This is a genomic window from Mycobacterium sp. NPDC049093, assembly GCF_040704635.1.
In the GTDB taxonomy this organism is placed as follows: domain Bacteria; phylum Actinomycetota; class Actinomycetes; order Mycobacteriales; family Mycobacteriaceae; genus Mycobacterium.
Map to the genome: position 1 here is coordinate 640,607 of NZ_JBEZJS010000004.1, position 14,379 is coordinate 654,985.

At 65.3% G+C, this 14,379-nt stretch carries 10 protein-coding genes; 1 reads left to right on the forward strand and 9 read right to left on the reverse strand.

What is annotated here, in order from left to right; genetic code table 11:
- Window positions 1-20 precede the first annotated feature (20 nt).
- From AB0876_RS18780 to AB0876_RS18815, 8 genes are all read right to left on the reverse strand, one after another.
- Entirely contained in the window at window positions 21-773 is a 753-nt protein-coding gene (locus AB0876_RS18780) for a deoxyribonuclease IV (RefSeq protein ID WP_463790917.1), read from the reverse strand.
- 262 nt (window positions 774-1,035) lie between these two features.
- Window positions 1,036-4,989: a DNA-directed RNA polymerase subunit beta' gene (locus AB0876_RS18785; RefSeq protein WP_526042592.1), complete on the reverse strand. Its 3,954-nt coding sequence runs from the start codon at window positions 4,987-4,989 to the stop codon at window positions 1,036-1,038.
- Between the two features lie 36 nt (window positions 4,990-5,025).
- The gene (gene rpoB / locus AB0876_RS18790; protein ID WP_526042593.1) at window positions 5,026-8,535 is read right to left on the reverse strand and encodes a DNA-directed RNA polymerase subunit beta; all 3,510 of its coding nucleotides are present in this window, start codon (window positions 8,533-8,535) and stop codon (window positions 5,026-5,028) included.
- A 413-nt stretch (window positions 8,536-8,948) separates the two neighbouring features.
- Window positions 8,949-9,896: a hypothetical protein gene (locus AB0876_RS18795; RefSeq protein ID WP_526042594.1), complete on the reverse strand. Its 948-nt coding sequence runs from the start codon at window positions 9,894-9,896 to the stop codon at window positions 8,949-8,951.
- Between the two features lie 215 nt (window positions 9,897-10,111).
- Complete coding sequence (locus tag AB0876_RS18800) at window positions 10,112-11,197, reverse strand: ABC transporter ATP-binding protein (RefSeq protein WP_526042595.1); 1,086 nt, start codon at window positions 11,195-11,197, stop codon at window positions 10,112-10,114.
- Between the two features lie 202 nt (window positions 11,198-11,399).
- Window positions 11,400-11,786, reverse strand: a complete 387-nt coding sequence (gene rplL / locus AB0876_RS18805) for a 50S ribosomal protein L7/L12 (protein WP_064886328.1) — start codon at window positions 11,784-11,786, stop codon at window positions 11,400-11,402.
- A 56-nt stretch (window positions 11,787-11,842) separates the two neighbouring features.
- Window positions 11,843-12,370, reverse strand: a complete 528-nt coding sequence (gene rplJ / locus AB0876_RS18810) for a 50S ribosomal protein L10 (RefSeq protein WP_064959282.1) — start codon at window positions 12,368-12,370, stop codon at window positions 11,843-11,845.
- 237 nt (window positions 12,371-12,607) lie between these two features.
- Window positions 12,608-13,069 carry an anthrone oxygenase family protein gene (locus AB0876_RS18815; protein WP_526042596.1) on the reverse strand — a complete coding sequence of 154 codons (462 nt, stop codon included), beginning with the start codon at window positions 13,067-13,069 and terminating at the stop codon, window positions 12,608-12,610.
- 57 nt (window positions 13,070-13,126) lie between these two features.
- On the opposite strand from AB0876_RS18815, the gene AB0876_RS18820 reads away from it, so the two are divergent.
- Window positions 13,127-13,561: a winged helix-turn-helix transcriptional regulator gene (locus tag AB0876_RS18820; RefSeq protein ID WP_491837810.1), complete on the forward strand. Its 435-nt coding sequence runs from the start codon at window positions 13,127-13,129 to the stop codon at window positions 13,559-13,561.
- Here the strand turns inward: AB0876_RS18820 and AB0876_RS18825 are convergent.
- Complete coding sequence (locus tag AB0876_RS18825; protein ID WP_491837809.1) at window positions 13,462-14,370, reverse strand: ROK family protein; 909 nt, start codon at window positions 14,368-14,370, stop codon at window positions 13,462-13,464. The two genes, AB0876_RS18820 and AB0876_RS18825, sit on opposite strands and share 100 nt — an antisense overlap.
- Between the last annotated feature and the right edge of the window lie 9 nt (window positions 14,371-14,379).

A 14,379-nucleotide genomic window follows, 5' to 3' on the forward strand; every position in this document is an offset into this window, starting at 1 on the left:
GGTTCAAGTTGCCGAACGTGTCAGCCGGCGTGCTCGCGGAGAAACGCGATGTCGTCCTTGCGTCCCTCTTCTGCGGTCTCACAGATCACGGGCGCATCGGCCGCATTGACCACCGCCGCCAGCAACTGCGGATCGATCTGCCCGGCACCGAAATTGGCATGACGGTCGGCGCCCGAGCCGGCCGCATCGCGCGAGTCATTGCAGTGCACGAGGTCGATGCGTCCGGTGATGCCCTTGATCCGGTCTACCGCGTCGATCAGCGCCTCCCCCGCCGCCCACGCATGGCAGGTGTCGAGACAGAAGCCAATTCCTTTGTCCCCGATGTGATCCCACAACCGGCTGATCGTGTCGAAATGCCGCGCCATGGCGTGATCCCCGCCTGCGGTGTTCTCCAGGTACACCGGCACGTCGGTGTTCAGATAGTCCAGCGCCTTGGCCCATCGCTCGAACCCGGCGTCCATGTCGTTGTCGTCAGCGTGGCCGCCGTGCACGATCACCGCGGTCGCGCCGATCTCGGCGGCGGCGTCGCACGTGTCCTGCAGGATCTTGCGGGACGGGATCCGCACCCGGTTGTTGGCCGAGGCCACGTTGATCAGGTACGGCGCATGCACGTACAACGGCACCGCCGAGGCCTTGAGCACCTCGGCGTCCTCGCGGGGCTTGGGTTTTTTCCAGCTCTGCGGGTTGCCGAGGAAGAACTGCACCACGTCGGCGCCGTCTGCGGCGGCCGCGGCCAATGGATCGGTGTTGTCTACATGCGAGCCGATGAGCACGCCGCCAAGTCTAGGCGGGCTCGGTGACAGTCCCGCTTTGTCACGCTGGAGTGGCCGTCACACTCGAGTGTCACGCTGGAGCGGAAAGCCCAGACCGCCGGACCGCGCCCACTTCTCGAGCGTCACGCTGGAGTGGCGGTCGATGTCGGGAGCCACTCTGGCGTGACAAAAGCAGGCGACAAAGCGGCGCGGCAGCGGGCGCACCCACCGCACCCACCGCACGAAAAAGCCCCCGCCGAAGCGGGGGCTTTTCCGTGAACTACTAGCGGTAGTCCGAGTATCCGTAATCGTCCAGTGGCACCGCAGCACCGGTGGCCGCACCGAAGTCCGGGCTGTAGTACTGATCCTCGTAGGACGGAATCGTGTACGCCGCAGCGCGGGCCTCTTCGGTCGGCTGCACCTGGATGTCGCGGTAACGGGCGATACCGGTACCGGCCGGGATCAACTTACCGATGATCACGTTCTCCTTCAGACCCTGCAGCTTGTCGCTGCGGCAGTTGATCGCCGCATCGGTAAGCACGCGAGTGGTCTCCTGGAACGACGCCGCCGACAGCCACGAATCCGTGGCCAGCGATGCCTTCGTGATACCCATCAGCACCGGGCGTCCGGCCGCGGGCTCGCCGCCCTCGGCCACGACGCGACGGTTCGCGGTCTCGAACTCGGCACGCTCGGTCAGCGAACCGGGCAGGAACTCCGTCGCACCCGAATCGATGATCGTGACGCGACGCAGCATCTGCCGGACGATGACCTCGATGTGCTTGTCGTGGATCGACACGCCCTGGGCCCGGTAGACCTCCTGGACCTCCTTGACGAGGTGGATCTGCACCTCGCGGGGGCCCTGGACACGCAGCACCTCGTGCGGATCGGCGGAGCCTTCCATCAGCTGGTCGCCGACCTCGACGTGGTCACCGTCGGACAGCACGCCTTCGGAGCCGTCCTCGTGGGTGAGCACACGCAGCCGCTGACGCTTGGAGAGCTTCTCGTAGACAACTTCCTCGCCACCGTCGTCAGGAACGATGGTGATCTTGAAGAACTTGTCGCTCTCCTCCAGCCGGACCCGGCCCGCGACGTCGGCGATGGGCGCCTTGTTCCGCGGAATACGGGCCTCGAACAGCTCCTGCACGCGGGGCAGACCACCGACGATGTCGGCGCCACCGGTAACACCACCCTGGTGGAAGGTACGCATGGTCAGCTGAGTACCGGGCTCACCGATGGACTGGGCGGCGACGATGCCGACGGCCTCGCCGATGTCGACCAGCTTGCCGGTGGCCATCGAGCGGCCGTAGCACTTGGCACACACGCCGGAAGCCGAGGCGCAGGTCAGCACGGAGCGGACCTTCACCTGGGCGACGCCGGCTGCCAGCAGCGCGTCGATGGCCGGGTCACCCAGGTCATGGCCGCGCTCGATGACGACGTTGCCCTTGTCATCGACTGCATCGGTGGCCAGGGTGCGGGCGAACGCCGAGGTCTCGACGTGCGCATCGCGGATCAGCGAACCATCCGGGCCGCGCTCGGCCAGCGTGACGACGATGCCGCGCTCGGTCTCGCAGTCGGTCTCGCGAACGATGACGTCCTGCGACACGTCCACCAGACGACGGGTCAGGTAACCCGAGTCGGCGGTACGCAGAGCGGTGTCGGCCAGACCCTTACGGGCACCGTGGGTGTTGATGAAGTACTCCAACACCGTCAGGCCCTCACGGAACGAGGACTTGATCGGGCGCGGGATGAACTCACCCTTCGGGTTGGTCACCAGGCCCTTCATGCCGGCCAGGGTGCGGGTCTGGGTGAGGTTACCCGTGGCGCCGGACTTCACGATCGTGATGATCGGGTTGTCGGCCGGGTAGTACTCCTCCATCGCCTTACCGACCTCTTCGGTGGCGTCCTGCCAGATCTTGACCAACGACTCGTTGCGCTCGTTGTGGTTCAGCGCGCCGCGCTGGTACTTGCGCTCGATCGCCTCGGCCTCGGCCTCGTGCCGCTCCAGGATCTCCTGCTTCTGCGGCGGCACCAGAACGTCGGCCATCGAGACCGTGACACCCGAACGGGTGGCCCAGTGGAAGCCGGCGTCCTTGAGCTTGTCGACGGTCTGCGCCACCACGATCATCGGGAAGCGCTCGGCCAGATCGTTGATGATCCGGGCCTGGACCTTCTTGTGCATCTGCTCGTTGACGAACGGGTAGCCCTTGGGCAGCAGCTCGTTGAAGAGCACCCGGCCCAGCGTGGTCTCCGCGGTCCAGGCGTCGCCCGGCTTCCAGCCATTCTCGAAAAGTGCAGCCTCGACGGCGGCCGGCGGACGCTGCTGCGTCAACCGCACCTTGATCTTGGCGCGCACCGACAGAGCACCGCGGTCCAGCGCCATGATCGCCTCGGCGGGCGAGCTGTACACGCCCTGCTCCGCACGATCCTTGGCGGCGGCCACGTACTCGCCGGGGTCGCCGGCGACCTCGGTGGTCAGGAAGTACAGACCGGTCACCATGTCCAGACGCGGCATGGCCAGCGGCTTACCCGACGCCGGGGACAGGATGTTGTTCGAGGACAGCATCAGGATGCGGGCCTCGGCCTGAGCCTCTGCCGACAGCGGCAGGTGCACGGCCATCTGGTCACCGTCGAAGTCGGCGTTGAACGCCTCACACACCAGCGGGTGCAGCTGGATGGCCTTGCCTTCGACCAGCTGCGGCTCGAAGGCCTGGATACCCAGGCGGTGCAGCGTAGGTGCACGGTTCAGCAGCACCGGGTGCTCGGCGATGACCTCTTCGAGGACATCCCACACCTGGGGACGCTGACGTTCCACCATGCGCTTGGCGCTCTTGATGTTCTGCGCGTGGTTCAGGTCGACCAGACGCTTCATCACGAACGGCTTGAACAGCTCCAGGGCCATCAGCTTGGGCAGACCGCACTGGTGCAGCTTGAGCTGCGGGCCGACCACGATGACCGAACGGCCCGAGTAGTCGACACGCTTACCGAGCAGGTTCTGACGGAAGCGGCCCTGCTTGCCCTTGAGCAGATCGGACAGCGACTTGAGCGGACGGTTGCCCGGACCGGTGACCGGCCGGCCACGACGGCCGTTGTCGAACAGCGCGTCCACCGACTCCTGAAGCATGCGCTTCTCGTTGTTGACGATGATCTCGGGTGCGCCGAGGTCGATCAGTCGCTTGAGCCGGTTGTTGCGGTTGATCACGCGGCGGTACAGGTCGTTCAGGTCGGAGGTGGCGAAACGGCCACCGTCGAGCTGAACCATTGGACGAAGCTCCGGCGGGATCACCGGCACCGCGTCGAGCACCATGCCCAGCGGGGAGTTACCCGACTGCTGGAAGGCCGCGACGACCTTCAGGCGCTTGAGGGCGCGCAGCTTCTTCTGGCCCTTGCCGTTCTTGATGGTGTCGCGCAGCGACTCGGCCTCGGCCTCGATGTCGAAGGTCTCGATGAGCTTCTTGATCGACTCCGCGCCCATGGCACCGGTGAAGTACTCGCCGTAGCGGTCCTGCAGCTCGCGGTACAGAACTTCGTCCACGATGAGCTGCTTGGGGGCCAGCTTGGTGAAGGTGGTCCAGATCTCGTCGAGCCGGTCCAGCTCACGCTGGGCCCGGTCGCGGAGCTGACGCATCTCACGCTCGCCGCCGTCGCGCACCTTGCGGCGCACGTCGGACTTGGCACCCTCGGCCTCGAGCTCGGCCAGGTCGGCCTCGAGCTTCTGGGCCCGGGCCTCCAGGTCGGCGTCGCGCTGATCCTCGACGGCCTTGCGCTCGACGGCCATCTCGGCCTCGAGCGTCGACAGCTCGTTGTGGCGCATCTCGTCGTCGACCGCGGTGATCACGTAGGCCGCGAAGTAGATGATCTTTTCCAGATCCTTCGGGGCCAGGTCGAGCAGGTAGCCCAACCGGGACGGAACACCCTTGAAGTACCAGATGTGCGTGACGGGTGCGGCCAGCTCGATGTGGCCCATCCGCTCACGACGCACCTTGGCCCGGGTCACCTCGACGCCGCAGCGCTCACAGATGATGCCCTTGAACCGGACGCGCTTGTACTTACCGCAGTAGCACTCCCAGTCGCGAGTCGGTCCGAAGATCTTCTCGCAGAACAGGCCGTCCTTCTCAGGCTTGAGCGTGCGGTAGTTGATGGTCTCCGGCTTCTTGACCTCGCCGAAGGACCAGTTACGGATGTCGTCCGCAGTGGCGAGGCCGATGCGGAGTTCATCGAAGAAGTTGACGTCTAGCACGTAACTCCCTTTCCCCTTTCGGGACTAGAAAACAACTCAGGCGAGATCTTCGACAGAGGCGGACTCGTTGCGCGACAGGTTGATACCGAGGTTGGCAGCGGCACGCTCCAGGTCCTCGTCGTCACCGTCACGCATTTCGATCGCCGCGCCGTCGCTGGAGAGCACCTCAACGTTGAGGCACAGCGACTGCAGCTCCTTGAGAAGCACCTTGAACGACTCGGGGATACCGGGTTCAGGGATGTTCTCGCCCTTGACGATGGCCTCGTACACCTTCACGCGGCCGACCGTGTCGTCGGACTTGATGGTCAGCAGCTCCTGCAGGGTGTAGGCAGCGCCGTACGCCTGCATGGCCCAACATTCCATCTCACCGAATCGCTGACCACCGAACTGCGCCTTACCACCGAGCGGCTGCTGGGTGATCATCGAGTACGGGCCGGTGGAGCGGGCGTGAATCTTGTCGTCCACCAGGTGGTGCAGCTTGAGGATGTACATGTAGCCGACCGTCACCGGGTACGGGAACGGTTCGCCACTGCGGCCGTCGAACAACGTCGCCTTGCCGTCGGCATTCACCATGACGTCGCCGTCACGGTTGGGCAGCGTCGAGCCGAGCAGGCCGGCCAGTTCCTCTTCGCGGGCGCCGTCGAACACCGGGGTGCTGACGATGCTGTCGACCGGGGCCGAGTGCAGACCATCGGGCAGCCTGCTCGCCCACTCCGGCGTTCCCGCGGCCACATCGATGTTCCAGCCGGCCTTGGCCACCCACCCGAGGTGGGTTTCCAGGATCTGGCCGATGTTCATACGACGCGGCACACCGTGGGTGTTCAGGATGATGTCCACCGGAGTGCCGTCGGGCATGAACGGCATGTCCTCGACGGGCAGGATCTTGCCGATGACGCCCTTGTTGCCGTGGCGTCCGGCGAGCTTGTCGCCGTCGGAGATCTTGCGCTTCTGGGCCACGTAGACGCGGACCAGCTCGTTGACGCCGGCGGGCAGCTCGTCGTCGTCCTCGCGGGAGAACACGCGGATGCCGATGACCTTGCCGGACTCACCGTGGGGCACCTTCAGCGACGTGTCGCGAACCTCGCGGGCCTTCTCACCGAAGATGGCACGCAGCAGGCGCTCTTCCGGGGTCAGCTCGGTCTCACCCTTCGGGGTGACCTTGCCGACCAGGATGTCGCCGTCGCGGACCTCGGCGCCGATGCGGACGATGCCGCGCTCGTCGAGATCGGCCAGCACCTCATCGGAGACGTTCGGGATGTCCCGGGTGATCTCCTCGGCGCCCAGCTTGGTGTCGCGGGCATCGATCTCGTGCTCTTCGATGTGAATCGAGGTGAGCACGTCCTCTTCGACCAGACGGTTCGAGAGGATGATCGCGTCCTCGTAGTTGTGACCCTCCCACGGCATGATCGCCACGAGCAGGTTCTTGCCCAGGGCCATCTCACCGTTCTCGGTGCAGGGACCGTCGGCAACGACCTGGCCGGCCTCGACACGCTGCCCGGCGTCCACGATCGGACGCTGGTTGGCGCAGGTGCCGTGGTTGGACCGGGCGAACTTGCGCATCCGGTAGGTGTGCCGGGAACCGTCGTCGGCCATCACGGTGATGTAGTCGGCCGAGACCTCCTCGACGACGCCCGCCTTCTCCGAGACGATGACGTCGCCGGCGTCGATCGCGGCGCGCAGCTCCATACCGGTACCGACCAGCGGGGCCTCGCTGCGTACCAGCGGAACTGCCTGGCGCTGCATGTTGGCACCCATCAGGGCACGGTTGGCGTCGTCGTGCTCGAGGAACGGGATCATCGCGGTCGCGACAGACACCATCTGGCGCGGCGAGACGTCCATGTAGTCGACGTCGGATGGGGCCACGTTCTCGACCTCGCCACCCTTACGACGGACCATCACGCGGTCCTCGGTGAAGCGACCGTCGGTGTCGATCGGCGAGTTGGCCTGCGCCACGACGTGGCGGTCCTCCTCGTCGGCGGTCAGGTAGTCGATCTGGTCGGAGACCACACCGTCGTTGACCTTGCGGTAAGGCGTCTCGATGAAGCCGAACGGGTTGACCCGGGCGTACACCGACAGCGAGCCGATCAGACCGATGTTCGGACCCTCAGGGGTCTCGATCGGGCACATGCGGCCGTAGTGGCTGGAGTGCACGTCACGGACCTCAAGGCCGGCGCGCTCACGGGACAGACCGCCGGGGCCCAGCGCCGACAGGCGACGCTTGTGGGTCAGACCCGACAGCGGGTTGTTCTGGTCCATGAACTGCGACAGCTGCGACGTTCCGAAGAACTCCTTGATCGCCGCCACGACGGGACGGATGTTGATCAGGGTCTGCGGCGTGATCGCCTCGACGTCCTGAGTGGTCATGCGCTCACGCACGACACGCTCCATGCGGGACAGGCCGACCCGGATCTGGTTCTGGATCAGCTCACCCACGGTGCGCAGACGACGGTTGCCGAAGTGGTCGATGTCGTCGACCTCGACGGGAACCTCGACCCCACCGGGGACGGTCATCGAGGTCTGGCCCTCGTGCAGACGCACCAGGTACTCGATGGTGGCGACGACGTCTTCCTCGGTGAGGGTCGACGACGTGATCGGCTGGCCGGCGTTCAGGCCCAGCTTCTTGTTGACCTTGTAGCGACCGACGCGGGCCAGGTCGTAGCGCTTCTCCTTGAAGAACAGGTTCTCCAGCAGGGTCTGCGCGGACTCCTTGGTCGGCGGCTCGCCCGGACGCAGCTTCCGGTAGATGTCCAGCAGCGCCTCGTCGGGACCAGCGGTGCTGTCCTTCTCGAGGGTGCCCATCATGATCTCGGAGAAGCCGAAGCGCTCGGTGATCTGCTCGCTGGTCCAGCCCAGCGCCTTCAGCAGCACGGTGACCGGCTGACGACGCTTGCGGTCGATACGGACGCCGACGGTGTCGCGCTTGTCGACGTCGAACTCCAGCCACGCACCGCGGCCCGGGATCACCTTGACGCTGTGCAGCGTCTTTTCGGTGGACTTGTCGATGCTCTCGTCGAAGTACACACCGGGAGAGCGCACGAGCTGGCTCACCACGACACGCTCGGTGCCGTTGATGATGAAGGTGCCCTTCTCGGTCATCATCGGGAAGTCACCCATGAAGACCGTCTGGCTCTTGATCTCACCGGTGTTGTTGTTGATGAACTCGGCCGTGACGAACAGCGGAGCCGCGTACGTCATGTCCTTGTCTTTGCACTCGTCGACCGGCGCCTTGACCTCGTCGAAGCGCGGGTCGGAGAAGCTCAGCGACATCGAGCCCGAGAAGTCCTCGATCGGCGAGAGCTCTTCGAGCACCTCTTCGAGACCACCCTTGGGGTCGGTCTCGCCGCGATCGACGGCCTTCTGGCGCCAGCCGTCCGCTCCGACGAGCCAGTCGAAGGAATCCGTCTGAACGTCGAGTAGCCCCGGAACCTCAAGCGGTTCGCGGAGCTTGGCAAATGAAACTCGGTTCGGTGCTCCTGGGACGGAGTTATTGGTGTTAGCGTTCGCTGTGCTCTGGCTAGAGACTGCCAAGATGCATCCTTCCAGCACCTCATGCGACTTTTGAAAGGGCCAGCAAGAGCCGTCCTTCTGGGCCGCGATTCTGCGTCGGTTCGGCTGGCTTTGGCCTGTCCAGAACCCCATACGCACGGCACAGGACTAGATACTGAGCAACGCTCAGGCTAGAACATTATGTGCAGATCAGGTGAGGGTGGGCAGGGTGCAGCCAGCGCAACGTCCAACGATAGCGCAAGACGGCGCATTCCTCAACCACCACACATCCACTGCATGAATTGGGTCACCCGGCGCTGGCTGGCGTCCACTAAACCCTTCACACATGCTGCCCAACAGATTGGCCTGTCCATGGCCTTCCGTCAAGAGGTGACGCGCGGTTTGATGCGCCCAACTCTGCCCCGGATCCGCAGCTCGCGCAACGGTTGAACCGGCGTTATCTTGTCCGCGGGTCACGCCGCGCCGAATTGCGCGAACAGCCCTGATGCGACATCCGCCGGAACCAACCGCTCCGGGATGACCAGACCTGTTCCCAAACCCCGCGCCGAGACGTGAAATACGTGGTCAGCGTGCCAGATTCGCTCGATACCCGCCAGCTTCAGGATCTGCAGATGACCTCCTAGACGCACCCCGATCTGCTGCGGACCGAACTCGGCGGCGATCGGCGCTCCGGGCGGAACCAACTGACGGAATTTCGCCGGCGTGGCGAAGTACACCACGTACGTGAGCGCACCGACGGCCGCGATCAGCAGCACAGCGGCGCGGAGCACCGACGACGCGGTCAGCTCCCCGTCCTCCACATACGAATGGCCGAGCACCGCCAGCGGTACCAGGATCGCGAGTGCGAGCGCCAACCGCGTCACGACACTGCGCTTGACCGCGGCGCCCAGTTGGCCGGCCAAACCGGTGTCAGCGATGTCCGTGGTGCGGGTCACCCCGTCGGGACCCGTCCGCTGCCTCGCACCGGGGATCGCCTCCGGATACGACGGAACCACCCGACGAGGCCCGTTGAAGGTGGACAGCAATGTGGCGGCGACGTCCGGCGGTACGAGTTCGTCGGGGATCAGCAGTTCGATGTCACCGACGCCCTGCACGACGAGGACCGAGTCAACACGCCGGACCTGAAGTACCTGGTCGAGGTAGAGCGCATTGAAGTGCTCCAACCAGCCGATTCCGATGGCCTCCGGCCTGAACTCGGCCCACATAGCGGTGCCGGCAGGCAGCTTGAGCGCCCAACTCCGGGGTCCTGCGAGAACGAACACGCCGAAACCGAACACGGTGAAGATCCCGACCCCCATGGCGACGGCGAACACCAGCCCGTACAGGAGATAAGGGAGGTTCTCGCCCGAGAACGGTATCTGGGCGGAAAGAACGAGAACGGCGGGGACGACCACGGTCACCAGGGCCAAAACGACCCACAGCCAGTTTTGGAGAGGTATTCGGCGCGCGCCAGCTGGTTGGTCATGTGCCGGTGCGCGACGCCGTGCGCCCGGGTGACGTCACCGCCCAATTTCTCGAATCGGGTGGGGCGGCCCCGCTGCGCGTGCATTCGGCTCCTGCTCTCTCACGACACAAATCAGGCCGGACCCGATGGGCCCGGCCTGATTGTCAAAACTCAGCTCTGGTGAGGAACCTCGATGGCCCCGGTGGGAGCGTCGTCCTCGACCGGGCGGTGGTGGCGCGCGGTGGGCTCGTCGCCGAACTGGTGCACCGGCAGTTTGTGCGTGCCCTCAAGGTCATCGAGGATCGCGGCCTGCGCAGCCGGCGGCAGGGTGTGCAGGATCTCGCGCACCCGAGCCTGGCGGCGGGCCACACCCTTACGTTCAGGCATACCGGGAGTGGCCGACAGCTGCGGCGGCACACCCTCGATCTCCTCGACACCGCCGTCGTGCTGACCGGCATCCAGCATGGCCTGCTCGGCGGCCGCGGTCGCCTCGTCCTTCTCCTCCGACATACCGATCGGGCCGATACGGCGTCCGTTGAGGAACTGCTTGACGACGGGCTCTTCGCTGGTCAACAGCACCTCGCGGGGGCCGAACATGACCAGCTGCTTACGGAAGAGCATGCCGATGTTGTCCGGCACGGTCCGGGCGATGTTGATGTTGTGCGTCACGATCAGCACCGTGGCGTCGATCTGCGCATTGATGTCGATCAACAGCTGGGACAGATACGCGGTACGCACCGGGTCCAGACCGGAGTCCGGCTCGTCGCACAGGATGATCTGCGGGTCGAGCACCAGGGCACGGGCCAGGCCGGCACGCTTGCGCATACCACCGGAGATCTCACCGGGGAACTTGTGCCCATCGTTGGGCATACCGACGAGCTCGAGCTTCTCCATCACGATGTTGCGGATTTCGCTCTCGCTCTTCTTCGTGTGCTCGCGCAACGGGAAGGCGGTGTTGTCGTAGATGTTCATCGAGCCGAACAGCGCGCCGTCCTGGAACAGCACACCGAACAGGGTGCGGATCTCGTAGAGCTCCTTGGCCGAGCACTCCAGGATGTTGGTGCCGTCGATGACGATCGAGCCACGCTCGGGGCGCAGCAGGCCGATCAGGGACTTCAGGAACACTGACTTGCCGGTACCCGACGGGCCCAGCAACACGCTGACCTCACCCTCGGGAATCGACATCGTGACGTCTTCCCAAATCTTTGACGATCCAAAAGATTTGCTCAGTCCCGTCACGTCGATTTGGACGCCCATCAAAGATCCTTCCGCCTACGGCTCACCCCGCCACCTGCTGCGCCTGTGGCTTGAGTCACCATAGCGCACGGTGCATCGCACACACATGGTTGTCTCCCAATATTCGGGAGTACCCGGGCTCCAAACGAACCAATCGTGATCATCCAAGCAAAGAACCCCCGAATCCGTCGGGATTCGGGGGTTCTTGCGGTCCGGGTTTGGACTACTTGACGCTGACGCTGGCGCCGGCGGCCTCGAGCTTGCTCTTGGCGTCCTCGGCGGCTTCCTTGGTGACCTTCTCCAGCAGCGGCTTGGGGGCGCTGTCGACCAGGTCCTTGGCTTCCTTCAGACCCAGGCCGGAGACGATCTCGCGGACGACCTTGATGACGCCGATCTTCTTGTCGCCGGCACCCTCGAGGATGACGTCGAACTCGGACTGCTCCTCGGCGGCCTCGGCGGCGGCCGGGGCGGCACCCGCGGCGGCAACGGCGACCGGGGCGGCAGCGGTGACCTCGAAGACCTCTTCGAACTGCTTCACGAACTCAGAGAGCTCCAGCAGGGTCATTTCCTTGAACGCGTCGAGCAGTTCGTCGGTGGACAGCTTGGCCATGTTTATGGTCCTTCCTGATTTTTCTTACAGATGTTGGGATGTTTGTGCGGTTGCGGTTAAGCGGCTTCCTCAGCGGCCTTTTTCTCCTGCAGCGCCGCCGCGAGGCGGGCCACCTGAGAAGCGGGCGCGTTGAACAGGCCGGCAGCCTTGGACAGGTTGCCCTTCATGGCACCTGCCAGCTTGGCGAGCAGAACCTCGCGCGACTCGAGGTCGGCGATCTTCTCGACCTCGGCGACGGACAGCGCCTTGCCGTCCATGAAGCCGCCCTTGATGACGAGCGCCTTGTTGTCCTTGGCGAACTTCTTGATCGCCTTGGCGGCGTCAACGGGCTCACCCTGGACGAACGCGATCGCCGTGGGACCGGCGAACAGCTCGTCGAGACCTTCAATGCCGGCTTCGGAAGCGGCGCGCTTCACCAGAGTGTTCTTGGCGACGGTGTACGTGGCGGAGTCGCCGAGGGAACGACGCAGCTCAGCCAGGTTCGCCACAGTCAGCCCGCGGTACTCGGTGACGACGGTGGCCGTCGACGCCTTGAACTGCTCAGCAATGTCGGCAACCGCCGTGGCTTTGTCAGCCTTGGCCATGCATGCCTCCTTGTGGTGGGTATCGGGCGCTCCACCAACTTGGGGCCGTGAAATGACGAACGCCCCGACGCAGACAGGTCGGGGCGCAGAAATAACCAATACAAAACTGGTCTAGCCTCGTCCTCCTGCGTGGGCCGCCGGGACATTTCCCGGACCTTCAACCTATTGCTAGGTGACCGACGGTCTTCGGTGGAACCCGACCAGAGTAGCCGAACATCTACCGATCAGCCAAAACGGTCAGCCGGCCAGCACCAGCAACACGAACGCCGCCGCGAGCAGTCCGACCCTCACCCAGTGCAGTCGATCCCAGCGCCGGGCCAGTTCGTGAAACTGCTCCGGGTCCTCACCTGCGTCGTCACCACCGAATCCGGCGGCGACCCGGTTGTTGATCGGCACCAGCACGGTGACGCTCACCAACATGACCAGCACCATCATCACCACCGCCGTGACCAGCAGTGGCCCGGGCCTGTACACCGTCGCAGCGATCAGCAACGCCGTCGACGCCAGGTACCAGAACGGCATCGCGGTCCCGAGGGTCTTGGCGCCGGTGCCGCGGGCCTGCCGGTAGGCGGCGTCAGGCAGCCGCTGCAGGATCGGGTTGGTGAAGGCGGCGACACCGAACTCGACGCCGAGAAGCGGGCCGGTGACGATCACCGCGAGGATCTGCACGATTTCTTCCATGCCATCCAGGCTGGTCACTATGCTGACAGAAAACAAGGTACTGACAAATTAGTCAGCTTACGAAGGGCCGGAACCGTGGCGGTTTCCAAGAAAGAGATCGGCGAGTGCCCGATCGACGCGACGTTGTCGGTCATCGACGGGCGCTGGAAGGGCACCATCCTGTGGCGGCTGGCCGACGGGCCGATGCGCACCGCCGAACTGCGCCGCAGCATTCCGGACATCACCGAGCGGATGCTCATCCGGCATCTGCACGATCTGGTCAGCGCCGGGATCATCGAGCGCCACGACGCGGGCACGGTGCCGCCGTGCGTGCACTATTCGATCTCCGAGTACGGCCAGACGCTGGCGCCGGTGCTGGGCGCCTTGTGCGAATGGGGCCGCACCCACATGGAGATCCAGAAGCAGAAGCGTCAGCCGCGGGCCAGTGCCGCCGCGCCCACCAGGCCGGCATCACCACCGAGTTCGGCCGGGACGACCCGCAGCCCCCGCAGGAATTCCAGCCCGACATAGTCGGCCAGGGCCGCGTTCACGGGGTCGAACAACAACGCCCCGGATTTGGCCACTCCCCCGCCGATCACCACCAGGTTCAGGTCGCACACCGCACCCACCGAGGCGATCATCGCCGCCACCGCCCGCGCACCTCGATGAAAAGCCTTGACAGCCAGTTCATCTCCCTCATTCGCCGCCTCGCCCAGCGCCTTGGCGTCGGTACCGTCCCACCCGTGCCGCCGCGCCCACCGCACCATGCTGGGTCCGGACGCGATGGTCTCGACACAGCCGTGCCCGCCGCACGTACACAGGTCGCCGCCGTCGGGGGCGACGATGACATGGCCGACGTGCCCGGCGTTGCCGGTGCGGCCGTCATACGGGGCGCCGTCGAGCACCAGACCACCACCGACCCCGGTCGACACCACCATGCCGAGCAGGAACTGCGCGCCCCGGCCCGCACCGCACCACTGCTCGCCCAGCGCCATGCACAACCCGTCGCCGCCGAGCCGAACCGGTAACCCGGTGGCTGCGGTAACGCGTTCGGCGATCGGAAAATGTTGCCACTCGGTGATATTGATCGGGCTGACCGTGCCGGTGGGCAGGTCGATCGGGCCGGCAGAGGCGATACCGACGGCGGTTGCGGCACCGTCCGCCGTCTGCATGGACTCGGCGAGCAGCTTCTCGACGACGGCCCATACCGTCTCGGCGTCACCGTCCGGGGTCGGCAGTTGCGCCCGACGCACCAGCTGTCCCTCGGCGTCGACCAGGGCGACGGCGATCTTGGTGCCGCCGATATCGAGCGCGAGGGTGAGTGCGGTTGTCGGCGCCATGCGGGTCCC

What these genes read in the sequence shown, in the direction of transcription:
- AB0876_RS18800 (WP_526042595.1), bottom strand. Translation starts at nt 11,197, where the DNA reads ATGGGCGTCCAAATCGACGTGACGGGACTGAGCAAATCTTTTGGATCG.
- rplL (WP_064886328.1), bottom strand. Translation starts at nt 11,786, where the DNA reads ATGGCCAAGCTGTCCACCGACGAACTGCTCGACGCGTTCAAGGAAATG.
- rplJ (WP_064959282.1), bottom strand. Translation starts at nt 12,370, where the DNA reads ATGGCCAAGGCTGACAAAGCCACGGCGGTTGCCGACATTGCTGAGCAG.
- AB0876_RS18825 (WP_491837809.1), bottom strand. Translation starts at nt 14,370, where the DNA reads ATGGCGCCGACAACCGCACTCACCCTCGCGCTCGATATCGGCGGCACC.